At 72.3% G+C, this 20,565-nt stretch carries 21 protein-coding genes; 6 read left to right on the forward strand and 15 right to left on the reverse strand.

Annotation, left to right across the window (positions count from 1 at the left end):
- Positions 1–8: 8 nt before the first annotated feature.
- On the reverse strand, positions 9–914 hold the full coding sequence (locus BMZ92_RS07305) for a MerR family transcriptional regulator (protein ID WP_245782948.1): 906 nt from the start codon (positions 912–914) through the stop codon (positions 9–11).
- Positions 915–1,140: 226 nt separating this feature from the next.
- Here BMZ92_RS07305 and BMZ92_RS07310 point away from each other — a divergent pair, with 226 nt between their 5' ends.
- A complete protein-coding gene (locus BMZ92_RS07310; RefSeq protein ID WP_091505205.1) occupies positions 1,141–1,443 on the forward strand; it encodes a WhiB family transcriptional regulator in 303 nt (100 codons plus the stop codon).
- A 151-nt stretch (positions 1,444–1,594) separates the two neighbouring features.
- Here BMZ92_RS07310 and groL read toward each other — a convergent pair whose 3' ends face one another.
- Positions 1,595–3,211 carry a chaperonin GroEL gene (gene groL, locus BMZ92_RS07315; RefSeq protein WP_091504966.1) on the reverse strand — a complete coding sequence of 539 codons (1,617 nt, stop codon included), beginning with the start codon at positions 3,209–3,211 and terminating at the stop codon, positions 1,595–1,597.
- 79 nt (positions 3,212–3,290) lie between these two features.
- Entirely contained in the window at positions 3,291–3,584 is a 294-nt protein-coding gene (groES, locus tag BMZ92_RS07320; RefSeq protein WP_026153773.1) for a co-chaperone GroES, read from the reverse strand.
- A 208-nt stretch (positions 3,585–3,792) separates the two neighbouring features.
- Here groES and BMZ92_RS07325 point away from each other — a divergent pair, with 208 nt between their 5' ends.
- Positions 3,793–4,158 carry a hypothetical protein gene (locus BMZ92_RS07325; protein ID WP_091504967.1) on the forward strand — a complete coding sequence of 122 codons (366 nt, stop codon included), beginning with the start codon at positions 3,793–3,795 and terminating at the stop codon, positions 4,156–4,158.
- Positions 4,159–4,380: 222 nt separating this feature from the next.
- Here BMZ92_RS07325 and BMZ92_RS38780 read toward each other — a convergent pair whose 3' ends face one another.
- Complete coding sequence (locus BMZ92_RS38780; protein WP_143249815.1) at positions 4,381–4,590, reverse strand: zinc-binding dehydrogenase; 210 nt, start codon at positions 4,588–4,590, stop codon at positions 4,381–4,383.
- Positions 4,591–4,603: 13 nt separating this feature from the next.
- On the opposite strand from BMZ92_RS38780, the gene BMZ92_RS38060 reads away from it, so the two are divergent.
- Both BMZ92_RS38060 and BMZ92_RS07340 read left to right on the forward strand, forming a co-directional pair.
- Positions 4,604–4,723, forward strand: coding sequence for a winged helix-turn-helix transcriptional regulator (locus tag BMZ92_RS38060; RefSeq protein WP_245782949.1), 120 nt, complete (start codon positions 4,604–4,606; stop codon positions 4,721–4,723).
- A gap of 223 nt (positions 4,724–4,946) precedes the next feature.
- Positions 4,947–6,863, forward strand: a complete 1,917-nt coding sequence (locus BMZ92_RS07340) for an N-acetylmuramoyl-L-alanine amidase (protein WP_091504968.1) — start codon at positions 4,947–4,949, stop codon at positions 6,861–6,863.
- Positions 6,864–6,957: 94 nt separating this feature from the next.
- Here BMZ92_RS07340 and tsaD read toward each other — a convergent pair whose 3' ends face one another.
- The 3 genes from tsaD to tsaB form a co-directional block, all read right to left on the reverse strand.
- Entirely contained in the window at positions 6,958–8,004 is a 1,047-nt protein-coding gene (tsaD, locus tag BMZ92_RS07345) for a tRNA (adenosine(37)-N6)-threonylcarbamoyltransferase complex transferase subunit TsaD (protein ID WP_091504969.1), read from the reverse strand.
- Positions 8,004–8,474 (reverse strand): ribosomal protein S18-alanine N-acetyltransferase, encoded by a 471-nt coding sequence (gene rimI, locus BMZ92_RS07350; protein ID WP_091504970.1) that lies wholly within the window; start codon positions 8,472–8,474, stop codon positions 8,004–8,006. The genes tsaD and rimI overlap by 1 nt, the downstream gene beginning before the upstream one ends.
- A gap of 354 nt (positions 8,475–8,828) precedes the next feature.
- Complete coding sequence (gene tsaB / locus BMZ92_RS07355) at positions 8,829–9,476, reverse strand: tRNA (adenosine(37)-N6)-threonylcarbamoyltransferase complex dimerization subunit type 1 TsaB (RefSeq protein WP_091504971.1); 648 nt, start codon at positions 9,474–9,476, stop codon at positions 8,829–8,831.
- Between the two features lie 98 nt (positions 9,477–9,574).
- Here tsaB and BMZ92_RS07360 point away from each other — a divergent pair, with 98 nt between their 5' ends.
- Positions 9,575–11,053, forward strand: a complete 1,479-nt coding sequence (locus tag BMZ92_RS07360) for an acyl-CoA synthetase (protein ID WP_091504972.1) — start codon at positions 9,575–9,577, stop codon at positions 11,051–11,053.
- Positions 11,046–12,341, forward strand: a complete 1,296-nt coding sequence (locus BMZ92_RS07365) for a carboxyl transferase domain-containing protein (RefSeq protein ID WP_091504973.1) — start codon at positions 11,046–11,048, stop codon at positions 12,339–12,341. The genes BMZ92_RS07360 and BMZ92_RS07365 overlap by 8 nt, the downstream gene beginning before the upstream one ends.
- Before the next feature lie 162 nt (positions 12,342–12,503).
- Here BMZ92_RS07365 and BMZ92_RS07370 read toward each other — a convergent pair whose 3' ends face one another.
- The 8 genes from BMZ92_RS07370 to BMZ92_RS07405 form a co-directional block, all read right to left on the reverse strand.
- The gene (locus BMZ92_RS07370; protein ID WP_091504974.1) at positions 12,504–13,484 is read right to left on the reverse strand and encodes a zinc-dependent alcohol dehydrogenase; all 981 of its coding nucleotides are present in this window, start codon (positions 13,482–13,484) and stop codon (positions 12,504–12,506) included.
- A complete protein-coding gene (gene tsaE / locus BMZ92_RS07375; RefSeq protein WP_091505207.1) occupies positions 13,481–13,933 on the reverse strand; it encodes a tRNA (adenosine(37)-N6)-threonylcarbamoyltransferase complex ATPase subunit type 1 TsaE in 453 nt (150 codons plus the stop codon). Before tsaE ends, BMZ92_RS07370 begins: the two co-directional genes overlap by 4 nt.
- The gene (locus BMZ92_RS07380) at positions 13,918–15,006 is read right to left on the reverse strand and encodes an alpha/beta fold hydrolase (RefSeq protein WP_177228577.1); all 1,089 of its coding nucleotides are present in this window, start codon (positions 15,004–15,006) and stop codon (positions 13,918–13,920) included. Before BMZ92_RS07380 ends, tsaE begins: the two co-directional genes overlap by 16 nt.
- A 2-nt stretch (positions 15,007–15,008) precedes the next feature.
- Complete coding sequence (gene alr / locus BMZ92_RS07385; RefSeq protein ID WP_091504975.1) at positions 15,009–16,121, reverse strand: alanine racemase; 1,113 nt, start codon at positions 16,119–16,121, stop codon at positions 15,009–15,011.
- Between the two features lie 76 nt (positions 16,122–16,197).
- Positions 16,198–17,271: an ABC transporter ATP-binding protein gene (locus BMZ92_RS07390; protein ID WP_091504976.1), complete on the reverse strand. Its 1,074-nt coding sequence runs from the start codon at positions 17,269–17,271 to the stop codon at positions 16,198–16,200.
- Positions 17,271–18,695 (reverse strand): xylulokinase, encoded by a 1,425-nt coding sequence (gene xylB / locus BMZ92_RS07395; RefSeq protein WP_091504977.1) that lies wholly within the window; start codon positions 18,693–18,695, stop codon positions 17,271–17,273. Before xylB ends, BMZ92_RS07390 begins: the two co-directional genes overlap by 1 nt.
- The gene (locus tag BMZ92_RS07400) at positions 18,692–19,546 is read right to left on the reverse strand and encodes a DeoR/GlpR family DNA-binding transcription regulator (RefSeq protein ID WP_091504978.1); all 855 of its coding nucleotides are present in this window, start codon (positions 19,544–19,546) and stop codon (positions 18,692–18,694) included. The genes xylB and BMZ92_RS07400 overlap by 4 nt, the downstream gene beginning before the upstream one ends.
- Entirely contained in the window at positions 19,539–20,564 is a 1,026-nt protein-coding gene (locus BMZ92_RS07405) for an NAD(P)-dependent alcohol dehydrogenase (protein WP_177228578.1), read from the reverse strand. The genes BMZ92_RS07400 and BMZ92_RS07405 overlap by 8 nt, the downstream gene beginning before the upstream one ends.
- Position 20,565 lies beyond the last annotated feature (1 nt).

The raw sequence follows: 20,565 nt of genomic DNA on the forward strand, positions 1-20,565 counted from the left end.
GGAAGACCCTAGCGACCCAGTAGGACATATTCGATGCGCTCGGCGGCCGTACGCAGGTCGGGCAGCAACTCGACCTGCTCGGGCAGGGGCGTCTGGGCCCACCCCGGGCCCCACGCGAACACCCGGCTGCGCTGCCGTCCCCGCGCGACGCGGGGGAACAGCCGCCCGTCGGCGACGGTGCTGCGCTGGGCACGCAGCACCACGGCGGCGGGCGAACTGCGCCGGACGGCGACGGCGAGCACGTCCGCGGGCGGCGGGGTGCCGAACAGCTGGCTGGCGATCCCGCGCTCGGCGAGGCACGCGGCCAGCGCGTACAGCGGCAGGTTCGTCCGCTCGTCGGGAACGCCGCTCAGCAGGACGGGGCGGGAGTTCCGGGGCGAACCGAGCACAGGTGTTGCCCGGATCAGCGCGCCGAGGACGGCCTCGGCGAGCAGGTACTCCCCCTCCACCCCGGCGTGGTTGCCCGCCCAGCCGGCACCGAAGGCGCTGAGCACGGGCTCGATGACGTTCTCCCACGCGACCAGCACGCCGGCGCTCGCGATCGCGTCCGCCAGCAGCCGCTGCGTCGCCGCCCCGTCCATGGCGAGCGCGGCCGTCCGCAACCGCCGCGCCACCGACCGGTCGGGCTCGGCGCGGGCGGGTTGCACGGCCGCCGCTGGTGCGTCCTCGACCGACGCCTCCCTGGCGAACCGCGCTGCCTCGGCGGTGGAGGCGCCCCGCAGCAGCGCGCGCTGCATCAGTTCGAGGCGGCGGATGTCGGCGGGACCGTAGCGGCGGTGCTTGCCGCCGGTGTGCCTGCTCGGGCCGAGCCCGTAGCGGCGGTCCCAGGTCCGCAGGGTGGCCGGCGCGACGCCGAGGCGACGGGCCACCGCGGCGACCGGCATCGTCGGCTCTGTCTCCCCTGCGTGGTCCATTCGTTCCAATATCAGGGAGGCATGGCTACCCAGCAACTCGGAACTTATGCGCCCTGACCTGCGACCGAACCCATTCTCACGCTAGCGGGGGATATCCAATGGATGAATCCGATCTTTTCCCTTGAACAACTATTGGCGCGCTTCTAACGTTACCGCCGTTGCACCGAATGGAGTAGTCGGAGTGCGACACCGAGGGGATCCGACCGAAACAGCGGAGGCGGTGACGATGGCAGACACGCGGAGGCTTCCAGGCCCGAACGCCGATATCTGGGACTGGCAGCTGGAGGGGTCCTGCCGAGGGATGGACAGCGCGGCTTTCTTCCACCCCGACGGGGAGCGGGGGCCTGCCAGGGCCCGGCGGGAAGCCAGGGCGAAGGCGATTTGCCAGACCTGTCCGGTCCTGCGGATGTGCCGCGAGCACGCGCTGGCCGTGCACGAACCGTACGGGATCTGGGGTGGGCTTTCCGAGTCCGAACGGGAGAGCATCCTCAGGAACGACAAGCGGCAGTTCAGTCTTTCCGGCCAGTGAGGGGGAGTGAAAAAGGGCGGCACCCGACGGGGTGCCGCCCTTTTTCGCGCCGCGATTTCCGGTGCACGCGCGTGCACTGTTTCCGGAGCGTGAGCAGAAAAAGGGGCGGTTTACCCGATCGGGTAAACCGCCCCTTCCCGGTACTTCCGTCTCAGTGGGCGTGCCCGTGACCGTGCCCGGTCGCGGACTCGTCCTCCTCGGCGGGCTTGTCCACCACGGAGCTCTCCGTCGTGAGCACGAGCCGGGCGATCGACGCGGCGTTGGCCACCGCGGAGCGGGTGACCTTGACCGGGTCGACGATGCCGGCGGCGAGCAGGTCGGTGATCTCGCCGGTGGCGGCGTTGAGGCCGTGGCCCCAGCCCTGCTCCTGCACCTTGGACACCGTGACGGCGCCCTCGAGGCCGGCGTTGGTGGCGATCCAGAACAGCGGCGCGGTGAGCGCGTCGCGGACGATCTTCACGCCGGTCGCCTCGTCACCGGACAGCCCGAGGTCGTCCAGCTCCTTGACCGCGTGCACCAGCGCCGAGCCACCGCCGGGCACGATGCCCTCCTCGACGGCCGCCTTGGTCGAAGCCACGGCGTCCTCGATGCGGTGCTTGCGCTCGTTCAGCTCGGTCTCGGTGGCCGCACCGACCTTGACGACGGCGACGCCGCCACCCAGCTTGGCCAGCCGCTCCTGCAGCTTCTCGCGGTCCCAGTCGGAGTCGGTGGTCTCGATCTCCTTGCGGATCTGGGCGATCCGCGCGTCGATGTCGGCCTTGGTGCCCGCCCCGTCCACGATGGTCGTGGTGTCCTTGGTGACCTCGATGCGGCGGGCCGAGCCCAGCGCGTCGAGCCCGACCTCGGACAGCTTCATGCCGAGCTCGGAGGACACGACCTGGGCACCGGTGACGACGCCGAGGTCGTCCAGGAACGCCTTGCGGCGGTCACCGAAGAACGGCGCCTTCACCGCGACCGCGCTGATGGTCTTGCGCAGCGAGTTGACCACCAGCGTGGACAGGGCCTCGCCCTCGACGTCCTCGGCGATGATCAGCAGCGGGCGCTTGGCCTCGACGACCTTCTCCAGCACCGGCAGCAGGTCCGCGAGCGCGGAGATCTTCTCGCGGTGCAGCAGCACGAGGGCGTTCTCCAGGATCGCCCGCTGCTCCTCGGGGTTGGTCGCGAAGTGGGCCGAGATGTAGCCCTTGTCGAACTGCACGCCCTCGGTGATCTCGAGCGTGGTGGCCAGCGTGGAGGACTCCTCCACGGTGATCACGCCGTCCTCGCCGACCTTCTCCACGGCCTCGCCCAGCAGGGCGCCGATCGTGGCGTCCCGCGAGGTGACCGTGCCGACCTGCGCGATGTTGTCGCGGCCCTTGACCGGGGTCGCCTTGCTCTTGAGCACCTCGACGACCTTCTCGGCCGCCTTCTCGATGCCCCGGCCGAGCGCCGTCGGGTTCGCGCCCGCGGCGACGTTGCGCAGGCCCACGCGCACCAGGGACTGCGCCAGCACGGTGGCCGTGGTGGTGCCGTCGCCGGCGACGTCGTTGGTCTTGGTCGCCACGTTCTTCGCGAGCTGCGCGCCCAGGTTCTCGAACGGGTCTTCCAGCTCGATCTCGCGCGCGACGGTGACGCCGTCGAGCGTGATGGTCGGGCCGCCGAACTTCTTGTCGAGCACGACGTGCCGCCCACGCGGGCCAAGGGTGACCTTGACGGCGTCGGCCAGCTTGTTCACCCCGCGCTCGAGCGCTCGACGAGCGTCCTCGTCGAAGTTGATCTGCTTAGGCATGTGGGTCCTCTCTAGACCGCAGAACGCCCCGGCCCCCGGCTTGGTGCGGGGCCCGGGGCGTTCGACGCTTGAGCCGGTGTCAGTTGACGACGGCCAGCACGTCGCGAGCGGACAGGATCAGGTAGTCCTCACCGTTGTACTTGACCTCGGTGCCGCCGTACTTCGAGTAGATGACCACGTCGCCGACGTTGACATCCACCGGAATGCGGTTGCCCTTGTCGTCCACGCGGCCCGGGCCCACGGCCAGGACCTTGCCCTCCTGGGGCTTCTCCTTAGCGGTGTCGGGGATGACGAGACCGGAAGCCGTCGTCTCCTCGGCCTCGCTCGTCTGGACAACGATCTTGTCCTCGAGCGGTTTGATGTTCACGCTCACCGGGTTGACCTCCACGGGTCGTCGAAAGCGTTGGCAGGTACTTACTGTCTTGGCGCCTACCACCCCCGCCGTCGCGGGTGCCGGGGCGTGTGCGGTGCCGTGCAATTAGCACTCTAGCCACGCGAGTGCTAGACGCGCAAGGAGGGTGCGCTCCGCCTCCCCATAATGCCCTGAAGTGGGCATACTCGGTCGAAGTCCCGGAGGTGACGTGAGAGTCCTCGACGAACACACCGGCCTGGTGTACGCGCCCGTGGCGCAGGTGCGCACGACCCTGCTCGACGCGGTCGAAGCGACCTTCGCGAACGCCCCCGTCCCGCTCCGCGTCGACGTGAACCGCGAGCAGGGCTGGGTCGAGGCACGCGGGCAGTGGTGGTGGTGCGGCAGGTTCGAGGTCGGCGAGGACCCGGTGGGCGCGCGGGTGGTGCACCGCACGTACAACCTCGCGCGTGGGTTGTCCGGCTGGCTCGCGCCCTACACGGTCGGCCGGGGACACCGGAAGAACGGCCGGGACGCGCTGGCGAAAGCGCTCGAAGACGTGGGGCGGCGGCTGTCGTGCCGGACCGAGCTGCTGTGAGTGACGGAGTCGTCACTCGTTGGGCGGTTCCAGGTCACCCGGGCCGCTGCCTACCTTGAAACGCGGCCCGGGTCGGACCCGAAGGGATGGTGTTCTCCACATGAGTGGATGCAACTGCTGCAGCTCGTGCTCCGGTTCGTCGTGCGGTTGCTGCGGCAAGTGCTGACCGGCTGCTGAGCCCGGAGGAGCCCCTGGCCCACCCACTCGGGCCGGGGGCTTCTTTCACACCGTCAGCACGATCTTCCCGCGCACGCGCCCGGTCTCGCTGAGTTCGTGCGCCTTCGCCGCGTCGGCCAGCGGCAGCACCCGCGCCACGTGCACCCGCACCCGGCCCGCCTCGACCAGTCCGGCGAACGGCAGGGCCGCCGCGTGCACGTGGTCGAGACTCGGCGGCTTCGCGGCCAGCGCGGTGCTCGAGACGCTGGGGAACAAGTGGACGCTCCTCGTGCTGAGTTCGCTGCGCGGCGCCGGGGAACCGATGCGGTTCAACCAGCTGCGCCTGCTGGAACGCGACGGGCTGGTGCGCAGGGACGTCTACCCCACCGTGCCGCCACGGGTCGAGTAGTCGGTCACCGCGCTGGGCACGGAGATCGGCGACCTGTGCACGATGCTCGGCAGCTGGGCGGAGGCGAGGACCGCCGACATCCTCGCCGCGCGGCGGGAATTCGGCGAACGTCCCGAACCCGGCCCTCTCGACTGAACCAACGGGCACGATTCGCCGAAAGACTCTGCCCGACCACGCGCGTGGTGTGTAGGTTTCTCGCGTCGTCCGCACGCGAGGAGATTTCATGGACCCCTTCAGCCGTCGCACCGTGCTCCGGGCCGCAGCCGCCGGGACCGCCGGGCTCGCGGCCGCCGCTCCCGGGACCGCCGGGGCCGACGTCGCCGCCGACCAGGCGCGCCAGCGGGCGTTCGCCGCGGCCGCCGCGGAGTTCGGAGTGCCGGAGCAGGTCCTGCTCGGTGTCTCGTACCTGCAGTCCCGCTGGGAGTCCCACGGCGGCTCGCCCAGCACGGGCGCCGGGTTCGGGCCGATGCACCTCACCGACGTCCGCACCGTCGCCGCCGGCGGCAGCCACCACGACAAGGGCACCGAGGACCCCCGCGGCGACCTCGCCCGAGCCGTGCTGCGTCCCGTCGAGCCGCAGCACGCGACGCCCGTCCCGGCGCTGCAGACGGTCGACCTCGCCGCCGAGCTGACCGGCGAGCACCCGGAGGCCCTGCGCACGGACGCCACGCAGAACATCCGCGGCGGCGCCGCGGTGCTCGCGCACTACCAACGCGAACTCGGCGTCCGCAGCACGAACCCGGCGGACTGGTACGGCGCCGTCGCCCGGTACAGCGGCGCGACCGACTCCGACGCGGCGGCGTTCTTCGCCGACGAGGTCTTCCGCACGATCAGCGGCGGCGCGAGCCGGGTCACCGGCGACGGGCAGTCCGTCCGGCTCGCCGCCACCAAGGTCTCCCCCGCCCGCGGCCAGCTCCGCTCGCTCGAGCTGCCGGCGTGCGCGCGCGGCGACGTCGAGGCGCCCTCGGACGTGTCGGCGGAGTGGATCCCGGCGCCCTACCAGCAGACCGGCTCCGGCGCGGGCGACTACGGCAACTACGACAAGGCCGAACGCCCGCAGAGCCAGCAGATCACGCACATCGTCATCCACGACACCGAGTGCACCTACGACGCGGCGCTGGGCCTGGTGCAGGACCCGACGTACCTCGGCTGGCACTACACGCTGCGCTCCACGGACGGGCACATCGCGCAGCACATCCTGACCAAGGACGTGGGCTGGCACGCGGGGAACTGGTACGTCAACGCGAAGTCCATCGGCGTCGAGCACGAGGGCTTCGCCGCGCAGGGCACCTGGTACACCGAGGCGGTGTACCGGACGTCGGCGAAACTGGTGCGCTACCTCGCCGACAAGTACCGCATCCCGCTGGACCGGCAGCACATCCTCGGGCACGACAACGTCCCCGGCACGCTGCCGTCCACGGTCGCCGGGATGCACTGGGACCCGGGCCCCTACTGGGACTGGAGCCACTACTTCGACCTGCTCGGCGCTCCCCTGCGCAGCTGGGCGCGGCAGAGCACCGGGCTGGTGACGATCCGGCCGGACTTCGCCACCAACCAGCCCGGCTTCACCGGCTGCGACAGCGCGGGCGCGGCCTGCACGCTGCGGGGGTCCTCGGCGGTCATCCTGCGCACCGAACCGCGGGACGACGCCCCGCTGCTGCCGGATCCGGGACTGCACCCCGGCGGCTCGGCGTCGACGATGGACGTCTCGGACGTGGGCAGCCGGGCTTCGGCCGGGCAGCAGTACGCGGTCGCCGAGGTGCGTGGCGAGTGGACGGCGATCTGGTTCCTGGGTCAGAAGGGGTGGTTCCGCAGCGCGGCGGCGGTGCCCGCGCTGGGGCAGGTGGTGACGCCGAAGCCGGGGCTGGCGAGCGTGCCCGTGTACGGGCGGGCGTACCCGGAGGCGTCCGCGTACCCGGCGAACATCACGCCGCAGGAGCTGACGCCGCTGCAGTACACGTTCGCGGCGGGGCAGAAGTACGCCGCCGGGCCGGTGCTGCCGTCGGAGTACTACTGGTCGACGACGTTCGACCCGGCCACGCACGTGGTGGTGCGCGGGGAGACGAACTACGTGCAGATCCAGTTCGGGCACCGGGTCGCGTACGTCAAGACCGAGGACGTCGTGATCCAGCGCCCCTGAGTTGTCCACAGGACCCCAGTTGTCCACAGGCGGGCGGATCGGCACTTCCGCGCCGGTCCGCCCGCGTGGGACCGTCTAAGGCATGCAGGGGAACTCAGACCGAGACGATGTTGACAGGCAGCGCCGGGTTCGCGGAGATGTCCAAACTGGACTGACCGACTCCGGCGGCCACCACGTGCGCGCCGAGCGCGGCGATCATCGCGCCGTTGTCGGTGCACAGCCGCGGCCGCGGCACGCGCAGCTCGATACCGGCGGCCTCGCAGCGTTCGCGCGCGAGTCCGGACAGGCGGGAGTTGGCCGCGACCCCACCGGAGATCACCAGCGTGCCGATGCCCGACTCCTTCGCCGCACGCACCGCCTTGGCCGTCAGCACGTCGGCCACGGCCTCCTGGAAAGACGCCGCGACGTCGTTGACCGGGATCTCCTCGCCGCGGCGCTCTGCGCCCTCGACCCACCGGGCGACGGCGGTCTTCAACCCGGAGAACGAGAAGTCGAACTTCGCGTCCCTCGGCCCGGTCATGCCGCGCGGGAACGCGATGGCCTCCGGGTTGCCCTCCTTGGCGGCCTTGTCGATGGGCGGGCCGCCGGGGTAGGGCAGGCCGAGCACGCGGGCCACCTTGTCGTAGGCCTCGCCCGCGGCGTCGTCCACAGTGGAGCCGAGTTCGGTGATGCTCGTGGCGATGTCGTCCACCCGCAGCAGCTGGGTGTGCCCGCCGGAGACCAGCAGCGCCAGGCACGGTTTCGGCAAGGGGCCGTGCTGGAGCGTGTCGACGGCGATGTGCCCCGCGAGGTGGTTCACGCCGTAGAGCGGCACGCCGAGCGCGGCCGAGTAGGCCTTGGCCGCGGAGACCCCGACGAGCAGCGCGCCCGCGAGCCCCGGTCCCGCGGTGACGGCGATCGCGTCCACATCGGACAGCTTGAGGTCGGCCTTCTCGAACGCGCGGTTGGCGGTGGGCACCATCGCTTCGAGGTGGGCGCGGCTGGCCACCTCGGGGACGACGCCGCCGAAGCGCGCGTGCTGGTCGACGCTGGAGGCCACCTCGTCGGCCAGCAGCTCGACCGTGCCGTCGTCGTGCAACCGGACCAGGCCGACGCCGGTCTCGTCGCAGGAACTCTCGATGCCCATGATGATCCGGGACATCAGCCGACCTCCTGTGCGGAACGGGCGGGGCGCTTCATGGTGTAGGCGTCGGCGCCCGAGGGTTGGTAGTAGCGCTTGCGCAGGCCGATGCGGGTGAACCCGTGCCGGGTGTACAGCTCGACCGCGCGGTCGTTGTCAGTGCGGACCTCGAGGAAGACGGGTGCGCGCAGCTCGTCGGCCTTGGCCAGCAGGGCACGCAGGAGTGCGGTCCCGATGCCCTGGCCCTGATACGCCTCGTCGACGCCGATGGTGTGCACGCTGGACTCGAAGTCGCCGGGACGGCCGACGGTGGCGAGCCCGGCGTACCCGACCAGCTCGTCGTCGTCGTTGTACGCCCCGAGGTAGTAGCCGCCGGCGTCGAGCTCGGAGTGGAAGGCGCGGGCGCTCCAGGGGTCGTCACCGGCGAACAGCTGCCGCTCGATCTCGACGCACCGCGGGATGTCCTTGCGCCGCAGCGGGGCGATCTTCACGCCACCACCCGCTTCCCGGCCCCGGCCGTCCCGCCGGTACCCGCGACAGCCAGGCGTCGCACGCCCGGCTCCACGGAAGGAGCATCCACGACACACGACCGAACATCGAGCCCAGCCCCGACCTCAGGCGCCACCGCAGCCAGCGACCGCACCCCCGGCTCACCGCCGCCGACGCCAACCCGGCCCGCCGAAGGCCGCACCCCAGCGAAAGGAGCAACCAGCCTCACGCCATCACCCGCTTCCGCGCGCCGGGCTCCGCGCCGCCCGCAGCCAGGCACCGCACCCCCGGCTCACCGCCGCCGACGCCAACCCGGCCCGCCGAAGGCCGCACCCCAGCGAAAGGAGCAACCAGCCTCACGCCATCACCCGCTTCCGCGCGCCGGGCTCCGTCGCGTCCGGGCGGCGCAGGTACAGCGGCGTCAGCGGGGCCGGCTCGGCGTCGAACGCCGGGCGCGCCGCGGCGACGAGACCGGCGACGGTCGGGTAGCGCGGGTCGATGGTCCGGACGGCGAGCTTCTCGGCGTAGAGCAGGGCGCCGTCACCCGCGGCGACGGACAGCCCGAGCGGCTCCGGAGCCTGCACGTGGGGGCCGTCGGTGCGGTTGCCGTCGGCGTCGTACGCCGCCCAGTAGACCTCGCGGCGCCGGGCGTCCGTGACGGCGAGGAAGGGCTCACCCGCCTGTGCCGTTGCGGCGATCGCGTCGAGGCTGCACACCGGGTACGCGTTCACGCCGAGGCCGTGGGCGAGCGCGGCCGCGGTGGCCATGCCCGCGCGCAGACCGGTGAACGGGCCGGGGCCGACCCCGCAGACGATCGCGTCCACCTGGCGCAGCGTGACACCGGCCTCGCGGGCGGCGTCGAGCACGTGCGGGGTGATCAGTTCCCCGTGCGCGCGGGGGTTGATCGTGACGCGCTCGGCGAGCACGGAGACGTCGGCGCCCGCCAGCGTCGCCAGTCCGGCGGTGACCGCAGGCGTCGAGGTGTCGATGGCGAGTACCAGCACGGTGTACCAGGGTATGCCCTCCGTGCTTGACAGCGGACGCTGGGCGGCCGCAAAGTGGTTCAGCCACTTAGCCAATTTCTTCGCGAGGAGGCCCGAGGGTGCCCGAACCGATTTTCCCGGCGCTGGTGACACGACCGGAGAAGGAAGCGCTGCGCTTCGGCGACGTCGCCCTCGGCTACGCGGAGCTGGCGGAGGTCGCCGGAACGCTCGCCCGCGAGCTGCGCGACGCCGCGCCGGTTCGGGTGGCGGTGTGGGCGACGCCCACGATCCACACGAGCGTGGCCGTGGTCGCCGCCCTTCTCGCCGGGGTGCCCGCGGTGCCGGTGAACCCGAAGATCGGCGAGCGGGAGCTGGGGCACATCGTGTCCGACAGCGCACCATCCCTCGTGCTGGCCGAGGCGGGCGCCGCGCTGCCGCCCGCGCTCGACACGCTGCCCCGCAAGGACGTAACGCTCACGGGCGTGCCGGGCGAGCTGCCGGAGGAACCGGACGCGGAGGCGCCGGCGCTGATCGTCTACACCTCGGGCACCACCGGGCCGCCGAAGGGCGTCGTGCTGCCGCGCCGGGCCATCACCTCCACCCTCGACGCGCTGGAGGACGCCTGGCAGTGGACCGCCGACGACGTGCTCGTGCACGGTCTGCCGCTGTTCCACGTGCACGGCCTGATCCTCGGCATCCTCGGCCCCCTGCGCAGGGGCGGCAGCGTGCGGCACCTGGGGCGGTTCTCGGTCGAGGGCGCGGCTCGTGAACTCGCGAACGGCGCCACGATGCTGTTCGGCGTGCCGACGATGTACCACCGCATCGCGGGTGAGGTCGCCGACAAACCCGAGCTGGCGAAGGCGTTCGGGCAGGCCCGGTTGCTCGTCTCGGGGTCGGCGGCGTTGCCCGTGCACGACCACCAGCGCATCACCGCCGCCACCGGGCAACAGGTCGTCGAGCGGTACGGGATGAGCGAAACTCTGATGAACACCAGCGTGCGCGCCGACGGCGAGCGCAAACCGGGCACGGTCGGCGTGCCGTTGCGCGGCGTCGAGGTGCGGCTGGTCGACGAAACCGGCGCGGTGCTCGACGTGTACGACGGCGAGACCGTCGGCGAGATCCAGGTGCGCGGGCCGAACCTGTTCACCGAGTACCTGAACCGCCCCGACGCCACCGCCGAGGTGTTCACCAGTGGGGGCACCCCCGCCAGTGAGGGCGTAGCCGGCGGGGGAGGCTGGTTCCGCACCGGCGACATGGCGACCCGGGACGCCGACGGCTACCTGCGGATCGTCGGCCGCAAGGCCACCGACCTGATCAAGAGCGGCGGCTACAAGATCGGCGCGGGCGAGATCGAGAACGCACTGCTGGAACACCCCGGCGTCGCGGAGGCCGCGGTGACGGGCGAGCCGGATCCGGATCTCGGCGAACGGATCGTGGCGTGGATCGTGCCGTCCGGGCAGCCGCCCGCCGAGCAGGAACTGGTCGACCACGTCGCGAGGCTGTTGTCGCCGCACAAACGGCCGCGGGTGGTGCGTTTCCTCGACGCGCTGCCCCGCAACGAGATGGGCAAGGTGATGAAGCGGGCGCTGGATGCGTGAACTGATCGAGTCGATCTGCACGGGCTTCACGGAGTTCGACGCGGCACCGTGGGAGTCCGATGTGGACGGTCCGATCGGCTGGCCGGGTTACGGCGAAGCACGCCGTCGCGCCGAGGAGCGCACCGGTGAGCGGGAGTCGGTGGTCTGCGGTTCGGGCAAGATCGGCGACGTCGAGGCGACGTTGCTCGTCTTCGAGTTCGGGTTCCTGGGCGGTTCGGTGGGACGGCGGACCGGGGACCGGATCGAGGCGGCGTTCCGGCGGGCGCGGGAGCTGCGGACGCCCGTGGTGTCGCTGATCGCGACCGGTGGCAGCCGGATGCAGGAGGGCATGGCGGCGCTGTCGCAACTGCAGCGCATCGCGCGCGAAGCGGCGTTGACGCGGGCGGCGGGGCTTCCGCAGGTGTCGGTGCTGCGCGACCCCACGACCGGCGGCGGCTGGGCGACGCTCGGCGCGGGAGCGGACGTGGTGCTGGCGTTGCGCGGTGCGCAGGTCGGCTTCGCGGGCTCACGGGTGCGACCACCCGGTGACGACGCCGCGTACACGGCCGAGTCGCAGCTGGCGCACGGGCACGTCGACCGCATCGTCGAAGACCTGCCCGCCGAGCTGGGCCGGTGGCTGAGCCTGCTGACCCGGCCCGCGCACGGCGCCCCCGAACCACCTCGGCATCCGCACGGAACTCCGCTACCCGAGACCGGCTGGGACGCGGTCCGAGCGGCCCGCGCGCCCGGGCGTCCCCACGCGGAGGCCTACCTGGACGAGTATTTCGACTGGCGCGAGAACATCAGCGGTGACCGTTGCGGTGGCGTCGACCCCGGTGTCCTTTGTGGATTCGGCTCGCGAGGCGGGCGAACCATCGCGTACGCGGCGCAGTGCGGCACACCGACATCGCCCGCGGGCTTCCGGACGGCGGCGCGGCTGATCCGGCTGGCCGGCCGGCTGGGCATCCCGGTCCTGACGCTGGTGGACACCCCCGGCGCGGCGAACGACGGAGCGGCCGAACGAGCGGGCGCGGGCCCGGCGATCGCGGAAACCTTCGCGGCGATCGCGTCGGCGTCCATCCCGGTGACGACGCTCGTCATCGGCGAGGGCGGTTCGGGCGGGGCGCTGGCGTTCGCCGCCCCAGGCCACACTTGGGTGACGGCGGACAGCTACTTCTCGGTCACGTCACCGGAAGCCGCCGCCGCGATCCTGAAACGCCCACCGGAGGAAGTCCCCGCAACCGCCGACCAGCTCCGCCTGCGCCCGCAGGACCTCGTCGCGCTGGGCCTGGCACAGGGCATCGTCTGACCGGGCACACCCGCGCGGCCTCACCGCACTCGGCCTGGCACAGGAGATTATCTGACCCCGCGCCTGCGGCAGCCCCGTCTGCGCGAGGTAGCCCGGCACGTACTGGTCGACCTTCGTCCCCGCGAACAGTGGTCGAAAGCGACCGCTGACCCCCGACTTTCGTCAGGGGTGCAGCAGCACCTTCCCGCCGACGGTGTGCAGCGCCTCCTCCGCCTGTTCCAGCGGGAACTCGTGCGTGATCAACGGTGCCGGGTCCAGCAGACCGGCCGCGAAGGCGCGCACGGCGTGGGTCCACGCCGCCGACGACGCACCGAAGACCGTGTGCACCGTGACCGCCGAGGCCACCAGGTCCGCGGGGGCGATGGGCGACGTCTCCGTCCCCGCCAGACCCGTGAGCACCGTCCGGCCACCGCGCCGGGTCAGCCGTACCGCCAGTGCACCCGTTCCGGGGGCGCCGGCCGCTTCGACGACCGCGTCGAACGGGGCGAGCTCCTCGTCCGGCGGCACCACGACCGCACCCCAGCGCCGCGCCAGCTCGGCCCGGTCCGCACGCGGGTCGACGACCACCAGCTCCGCCGGGCCGCTCGCCGCCAGCAACTGCGTCGCCAGCATGCCGAGCGTCCCGCCGCCGACGACCGCCACCCGTTCGCCGGGGACGACCGCCGCCTTCAGCGTCGCCGCCGCCATGCACGCCGCCGGTTCCAGCAACGCCGCCGCACGCAGGTCCGCGCCCTCGGGCAGCTCGTGCAGCAGCCGGGCCGGCAGCCGCAGCTCGTCCGACCAGGCACCCGGCTGCGTGAAGCCCGTCTCGTCGTACGCGGCCTCACACAGGTTCGTGTCCCCCCGGCGGCAGGACGCGCACCGCCCGCAGTTGCGGAAACCCTCGCCCACCACCGGTTTCCCGAGCAGCGACTCGTCCGTGCCCGGCCCCAGCTCGACGACCGTGCCCGACCACTCGTGCCCGGGCGTCACCGGATAACGCACGTAGCCCTCGGCCCGCGTGCCCGCGAACACCTCGCGGTCGGACCCGCAGATCCCCGACCACGCGACCCGCACGACCGCCTCGCCGTACCCGGGCGCCTGCGGCTCGGTCCGCTGCACACGCAGCTCACCCGGCCGCTCCAACACCACCGCGCGGCTCATACTCGCTCTTTCCACGCGCCGTGCGGCTCCAGCGTCGCCACGCGGACGTCGTCCTCGCGGCGTTCCAGCCGGACCACCAGGTAGTCCGCCGACAGCCGCTCCGCAGAGCCTTCGCCCCACTCGACCACGACCGCCGACGCCTCCAGGTCCGTGTCCAGGTCGAGGTCGTCGAGCTGCGCGAGGTCGCCGCCCAGCCGGTACGCGTCCACGTGCACCAGCGGCACACCGCGCGCACCCGCCGGGTGCACCCGCGCGAGCACGAACGTCGGCGAGCTGACCCGCCCCGACACCCCGAGCCCGGCCGCGATGCCCCTGGTCAGCACCGTCTTCCCGGCACCGAGCGGCCCCGCGAGCAGCACCAGGTCACCGGCCCGCAGCTGCCGTCCCAGCCGCTCGCCGAAGGCCACCGTGTCCTGCTCCGCAGGCAGTTCGACTACTTGTTCAGCCATCGCCACACCCGTCGTGAGGAACTCATGTCATCCACTCCAGCACACTTCTGCAGCAGGTCGATCAGGTGGCTGTTCACCAGCTCGGGTTGTTCCAGCTGCACCATGTGGCCCGCCCCGCGCACGCGCGCCAGCTCCGCGTCCGGCAGCTCCGCCGCGATGCGTTCCGCGTGCGAGTAGGGCGTGAACCGGTCCGCGTCCCCGCCCAGCACCAGCACGTGCGCGTGTTTCAGCCCCGCCAGCGCCGCGTACCGGTTGTGGCTGCCGAGGGTGTCGACGAAGTTCGCCAGCCCCCGCACCGGCGTCACGGCCAGCATCTCCAGCAGGAAGTCCACGACCTCCGACGGCACGTCACGCGACCCGAAAGCCAGCCGCCGCAACGCCGGGCGTGTCAGCTGCCCGCCCGCGGCCCGCACGAACTCCACCAGCCCGGGCTGCCAGCCCGCCAGCTCGCCGACGCCGCGTGTCAGCGGGTTGTACTTCGACAGCAGGCTCCGCGGCAACCCGCGGCTGCCGACCTCACCCGCCGCCGTCGCGAGGAACGCGACCCCGCACACCCGATCTTCGAACAACCCGGGGTTCTGCTGGGCCAGCTCCATCACCACCATGCCGCCCATCGAATGCCCCAGCAGCACGATGGGCCCCTCGGGCACGGCCGCCCGCAGCACCGCGTCGAGGTCCCGCGCCAGCTGCTCGATCGTGCTCGTGTCGGCGTCCGCGGCGCCCGACAACCCGTGGCCGCGGTGGTCGTAGTACACCTGCCGCACGCGGGGCAGCGTCAGCGAAGCCAGCGCCCGCCGCTGGAAGTACCAGCTTCGCTGCGACAACGCGAAACCGTGCACGCCCACCACGGTCAGCTCCGGCTCACCGCCGGAAGCGTCCACTTCGGACACCGCCAGCGGCGTGCCGTCGTCGGCGGCGACGGTGAACACGCGGTCGGCCTCCAGCTCGCCCAACCGCTCGTCGTCCCGGACGGGAGCCCGGCGTGCCGCCACCGCGATCGCGGCGGCCGCGGTGCCGGTCAGGAGCGCGGCAGCGCCACCGGCGACCGCATACAGGCGCCGGGAAGGCCTCATCGCTACTCCCCCTCGTACCGCCGGCGCACTCGCGGGCGGTACATGCCGGTGACGATCTCGTAGTCGATCGTGCCGATCGTGTCCGCCCACTCCCGCGCGGTCGGCTCGCCCGCCGCACCGGCGCCGAACAGCACCACCTCGGAGCCGACCGCCGGCTCGTCGTCGCCGCAGTCCACGACCAGCTGGTCCATGCAGACGCGCCCGGCGACGGGCCGCCGCCGCCCGCCCAGCCACACGTCCATGCGGCCGGACAGCGTGCGCGGGACGCCGTCGGCGTACCCGGCGGGCACGAGCGCCAGCGTCGTGTCCCGCTCCGCCGTCCACGTCTGCCCGTACGAGACGGATTCGCCGGCGGAGATCCGCTTCGTCAGCACCACCTGCGAGCGGAAGGTCATGGCGGGACGCAGATCTTCCCGCTGTGGCACGGGGTTGAGCCCGTAGATCGCGATCCCCGGGCGCACGAGGTCGAAGTGCAGGTCCGGTCTGGTGAGCGTGGCGGCGGAGTTCGCCAGGTGCCGCAACGGGTTCAGCCCGGCTTCGCGGGCCACGTCGTAGGCCTCCTGGAACCGCTGCGCCTGCAGGTCGATCGACGGGTGCCCCAGTTCGTCCGCGCACGCGAGGTGGGACCAGATGGCGACGACCTCGATGTCCGGCTCGGCCGCGGCGGCCTTCACCAGCGCGGGCCACGCGTACGCGGGCGCGCCGCTGCGGGACAGGCCGGTGTCGATCTTCAGGTGGACCCGGGCGCGCTTGCCCGCGCGCTGCGCGGCGTCCACGATCCGGGCCAGCTCCTCGGCGGAGCTGGCGGACAGGTCGATGTCCGCGGCGACGCCGGGCTCGAAATCCGTGCCGGGCACGTCGAGCCAGGTGAACACCGGCGCGGTGATGCCCGCTTCGCGCAGGGCCAGGCCCTCGGCGAGCGAGCACGCGCCCAGCCACGTCGCGCCCGCCTCCAGCGCCGCCTTCGCGACCGGGACGGCACCGTGGCCGTAGCCGTCGGCCTTGACCACGGCCATCGTCGCGGCACCGGCCGCCCGCTCGGCGAGCAGGCGGACGTTGTGGCGGATCGCGGCGAGGTCGACCACGACCTCGGTGCGCGGCAGTTCGGGGCTCATCGGCTTCGAGTTTCCCACAGAACGCGCGACAGCCGGCTTCGGCAGTGCGAAGCCGGCTGTCGCGGGCAGGTGGACGTCAGCCGAGGCGCTCGCCCGTGCTGCCCGAGAACACGTGCAGCTCGTCCGGGCGGATGCGCAGCCGCAGCGTCTCACCCATGGCCGGGGTCTTGCGCGGGTCGACGCGCGCCACGACGTTCGTGCCGCTGTCGGAGACGAGCTTGCCGTAGACGTACGCGTCCGAGCCGAGCTCCTCGACCAGGTCGACGCGCACCTCGAGGCCCTCGTCGGTGGTCGTCTCCAGCGACTCCGGGCGGAAGCCCAGCGTCACGTCGCCGCCGTTCGCCGCCGCGAGCGTCTCGCGGGACAGCGGCACGGTCAGGCCGCCGAGGGTCGCGCCGTCGTCGGTCAGCCGCGCCGAGGCGAGGTTCATGGCGGGCGAGCCGATGAACCCGGCGACGAAGACGTTCGCGGGCCGCTCGTACAGCGCACGCGGGGTGTCGCACTGCTGCAGCAGGCCGTCCTTGAGCACCGCCACGCGGTCGCCCATCGTCATCGCCTCGACCTGGTCGTGCGTGACGTAGACGGTGGTGGTGCCCAGGCGCCGCTGCAGCGCGGCGATCTGCGTGCGGGTGGACACGCGCAGCTTGGCGTCCAGGTTGGACAGCGGCTCGTCCATGAGGAACACCTGCGGCTCACGCACGATCGCGCGGCCCATCGCGACGCGCTGCCGCTGACCACCGGAGAGCGCCTTCGGCTTGCGGTCGAGGTAGTCCTCGAGGTCCAGCAGCTTCGCGGCCTCGGCGACCCGCTGCTTGATCTCGTGCTTGGGCTTGCCCGCGATCTTCAGCGCGAAGCCCATGTTCTGCCCGACCGTCATGTGCGGGTACAGCGCGTAGTTCTGGAACACCATCGCGATGTCCCGCGAGCGCGGGGGCAGCTGGGTCACGTCGCGGTCGCCGATGTACACGGCGCCCTCGTCGACGTCCTCCAGCCCGGCGAGCATGCGCAGGCTCGTCGACTTGCCACAACCGGAAGGCCCCACCAGCACGAGGAACTCGCCGTCGGCGATCTCGAGGTCGAGCGCGTCAACCGCGGCGCGGTCGGCTCCGGGATAGCGGCGGGAAGCCTTGTCGTAGGTGATCGTGGCCATCAGCTGTCCTCTCCTGTTCGGACTGAAACGTGGTGCACGAGTTCTCGGATGTCGAGGTGCCGGTTGCGCAGCTCCCTGCCCACGGCGGCATCGCCCGCGGCCAGCTCCTGACGGGTGTTCTGCGGCCACGCCGGCGGCTCCTCCGTACCGGCGAGGACCCAGGCGGCCTGGCGGGCGGCGCCGAGCGCGACGAACTCCGCGGGCTCCGGCACCGTGACGGGCAGCCCGAACACGGTGGGCGCGATGCCGCGCACCGCCGCCGACTGCGCCGCCCCGCCGATGAGCAGGATCCGGCGTGCGGTGATGCCGTGCGCCTGCACGGCGTCGAGGCCCGCGGCGAGCCCGCACAGCATGCCTTCGACGGCGGCGCGGGCGAGGTTCTCCGGCGTCATGTTGGCGCGCCGCAGGCCGTGCAGCGAACCGGCCGCGTCGGGCAGGTTGGGGGTGCGCTCGCCGTCGAGGTACGGCAGCAGCGTCAGCCCGCCCGCGCCCGGTTCGGCGGCGAGCGCGAGCCGGTCGAGCCCGGCGAGGTCGACGCCGAGCATCGCGGCGGTGGCGGTGAGCACGCGGGCCGCGTTGAGGGTGCACGCGAGCGGCAGGAACTTCCCGGTGGCATCGGCGAACCCGGCGACGATGCCGGTCGGGTCGGCGGGCGCGGTCTCGCACACGCCGAACACCGTGCCGCTCGTGCCGAGCGACACGACGACGTCGCCCTCGCCGAGCCCCAGCGCGAACGCGGCGGCCATGTTGTCACCGGTGCCCGCGGACACCAGCACGCCGTCCTTCGTCTCCCCCGCCGCCTCACGCGGGCCGAGCACGCGCGGCAGCTGCGGGGTGCGGCCGCCGAACGCGTGGCTCAGGATGTCCTCGCGGTAGACGCCCTTCGCGGGCGAGAAGTAGCCGGTACCGGACGCGTCGCCGCGGTCGGTGACGGGCTCGCCACCGCCGAGCAGCCGCCAGGTCAGGTAGTCGTGCGGCAGCAGCACACGCGCCACGCGGTCGGCGAGTTCCGGTTCGTGCTCGGCCATCCAGCGCAGCTTCGTGACGGTGAAGCTCGCGACGGGCACCGAACCGACGGCCTCGGCCCACGCACGCGGGCCGCCCAGCTCGGTCACGAGGCTGTCGGCCGCCTTCGCGGAGCGGGTGTCGTTCCACAGCAGGGCGGGACGCACCACCTCGTCGCCCTCGTCGAGGGTGACCATGCCGTGCTGCTGCCCGCCGACGCCGATCGCGCGGACGCCGTCCAGCAACCCGTCGGACGCCTCGGTGAACGCCGTCCACCACACCCGCGGATCGACCTCGGTGGTGTCGGGATGGGCGGCCCGGCCCTCGCGCACGACCGCTCCGGTGAGCGCATCGCACACGACGATCTTCGTCGACTGCGTGGAGGAGTCGACACCGGCGACCAACGGCGCTGTCGTCATACCGAAGAGCCTCCGTCACTTTCGCGATTCAGTCCAGTGTTTCGGGCGGATTTTCCCGGCAGGTCCACCAGCTCGACCCGGGTCCCGAGCTCCCGCATCGCGGTCAGCTCGTCCGCCGGCGTCCCGGAGTCCGTGATGACCAGGTCATATGCCGAAACGTCACCGTAGGAGTACGTGGCGGTACGGCCGAACTTCGAGCTGTCGACGACGAGAACGTTGCGGTTCGCCGCGGCCAGCGCCGCTCGTTTGAGCGAGGCGTAGTCGCGGTCGGGGTGGTACAGACGTCCGCCCGCGACCGCTGTGGCGGACACGAACCCGACGTCGGCGCGCATCCGGCCGAGCGCCTCGATGGTGTCCGGCCCGATGCACGAGTCGAACTCGGTGTAGCGGCCGCCCAGCAGCAGGATCTCGACGCTCCCGGACTCGCCGGACTCGCCGAGGATGCGGGCGATCTCCAGCGAGTTGGTGATCACCACCAGCTGCTCGACGCCCGCGAACCGCCGCACGAGCGGGAACAACGTCGTCGAGTCGTCGACGAACACCGTCTGCCCCGCCCGCACCTCGCGCACCGCGGCGTCGCCCAGCGCCTCCTTGCACGGCAGGTTCAGACCTTCACGGAAACGTTTCGCCGTCTCCATCGTCAGCGCGGGGTACGCGGCCACCTTGCCGCGCAGTTTGCGCAGCAGCCGCCGTTCGGCCAGGTCGTCCAGATCGCGGTGGATGGTCATCAGGCTGACCCCGAACCGCTCCGGCAACCGGTCGATCCGCACCTCGCCGGAGTCGATCACGTGCCGCAGGATGTCCTGGCGGCGCTGCTCGACTTCGGCGTCCGACGGGCGGGTTCTAGCCAACGCGACCTTCCTGGGGCAGCACGACGGCCTTGATCACCGAGTCGTCCTTCCCGGCGATCGTCAGGGCCTCTTCGACCTGGTCGAGCCCGAACCGGTGGGTCACCAGCCGGTCCAGGTCCACCTCACCGGCCCCGGCGAGCGCGATCGCCGTCGGCCAGGTGTTGGCGTACCGGAAGGTACCGGTCACTTCGATCTCGAAGTTCTGCACGTGGGCCAGCGGCAGCGGGATCTCGTCGCCGCCCATGCCGACCAGCACGATCCGGCCCGCCCTGCCGACCTTGCGGATGGCCTGCCCGGCGGCGGCCGGCACGCCGGAGCACTCCAGCAGCACGTCCGGCTCGAAGTCGGCCTCGGCGAGGTTCTCCCGCGACACGTCGATCGTGCCCGTCGCGCCCAGCTCCTTCGCGACCTCCAGCCGCCGCGGGTTCACGTCGGTCACCACGACCTCGCTCGCGCCGAACGCGCGCGCCGTCTGCGTCGCGACGAGCCCGATCGGGCCGGCGCCGGTGATCAGCACCCGGCTGCCCGGTCCGACGCGCGACTTCCGGTTGGCCCACACGCCCACCGACAGCGGTTCCAGCAGCCCGGCGGCGTCGTCGCTCAGCGAGTCCGGCACCGGGTGCGCGAAGTCCTCGCGCAGCACCACGTACTCGCAGAACGCGCCGTCGATGGGCGGGGTGCCGAAGAACCGCATGCGCGGGCACAGGTTGTAGCGGCCGGCCTTGCACTGCTCGCACACCGAACAGGGCACGCCCGGCTCCAGCGCGACGCGCTGCCCCACCTCGTGCAGCCTCGCCGCGCTGCCGGTCTTGACCACCACACCGCTGGGCTCGTGGCCGAGGACCAGCGGCTGCTCGACCACGAAGTCGCCGATCCGCCCGTGCTCGTAGTAGTGCACGTCCGAGCCGCAGGTGCCCACGGACAGCACCTTGATCAGCACCTCGTCCGGGCCCGGCTCCGGCACCGGCCGCTGTTCGGTGCGCACGTCGTGCACGCCGTGCAGAACCGAGACCTTCATG

The organism is Amycolatopsis sacchari (assembly GCF_900114035.1).
In the GTDB taxonomy this organism is placed as follows: Bacteria; Actinomycetota; Actinomycetes; order Mycobacteriales; family Pseudonocardiaceae; genus Amycolatopsis_E; species Amycolatopsis_E sacchari.

Excerpts from the sequence above, each read along its gene's own strand:
- BMZ92_RS07305 (WP_245782948.1), bottom strand. The coding sequence starts at position 914 with ATGGACCACGCAGGGGAGACAGAGCCGACGATGCCGGTCGCCGCGGTG.
- BMZ92_RS07310 (WP_091505205.1), top strand. The coding sequence starts at position 1,141 with ATGGCAGACACGCGGAGGCTTCCAGGCCCGAACGCCGATATCTGGGAC.
- groL (WP_091504966.1), bottom strand. The coding sequence starts at position 3,211 with ATGCCTAAGCAGATCAACTTCGACGAGGACGCTCGTCGAGCGCTCGAG.
- BMZ92_RS07340 (WP_091504968.1), top strand. The coding sequence starts at position 4,947 with ATGGACCCCTTCAGCCGTCGCACCGTGCTCCGGGCCGCAGCCGCCGGG.
- tsaD (WP_091504969.1), bottom strand. The coding sequence starts at position 8,004 with ATGTCCCGGATCATCATGGGCATCGAGAGTTCCTGCGACGAGACCGGC.
- BMZ92_RS07365 (WP_091504973.1), top strand. The coding sequence starts at position 11,046 with ATGCGTGAACTGATCGAGTCGATCTGCACGGGCTTCACGGAGTTCGAC.
- BMZ92_RS07370 (WP_091504974.1), bottom strand. The coding sequence starts at position 13,484 with ATGAGCCGCGCGGTGGTGTTGGAGCGGCCGGGTGAGCTGCGTGTGCAG.
- tsaE (WP_091505207.1), bottom strand. The coding sequence starts at position 13,933 with ATGGCTGAACAAGTAGTCGAACTGCCTGCGGAGCAGGACACGGTGGCC.
- BMZ92_RS07380 (WP_177228577.1), bottom strand. The coding sequence starts at position 15,006 with ATGAGGCCTTCCCGGCGCCTGTATGCGGTCGCCGGTGGCGCTGCCGCG.
- alr (WP_091504975.1), bottom strand. The coding sequence starts at position 16,121 with ATGAGCCCCGAACTGCCGCGCACCGAGGTCGTGGTCGACCTCGCCGCG.
- BMZ92_RS07390 (WP_091504976.1), bottom strand. The coding sequence starts at position 17,271 with ATGGCCACGATCACCTACGACAAGGCTTCCCGCCGCTATCCCGGAGCC.
- xylB (WP_091504977.1), bottom strand. The coding sequence starts at position 18,695 with ATGACGACAGCGCCGTTGGTCGCCGGTGTCGACTCCTCCACGCAGTCG.
- BMZ92_RS07405 (WP_177228578.1), bottom strand. The coding sequence starts at position 20,564 with ATGAAGGTCTCGGTTCTGCACGGCGTGCACGACGTGCGCACCGAACAG.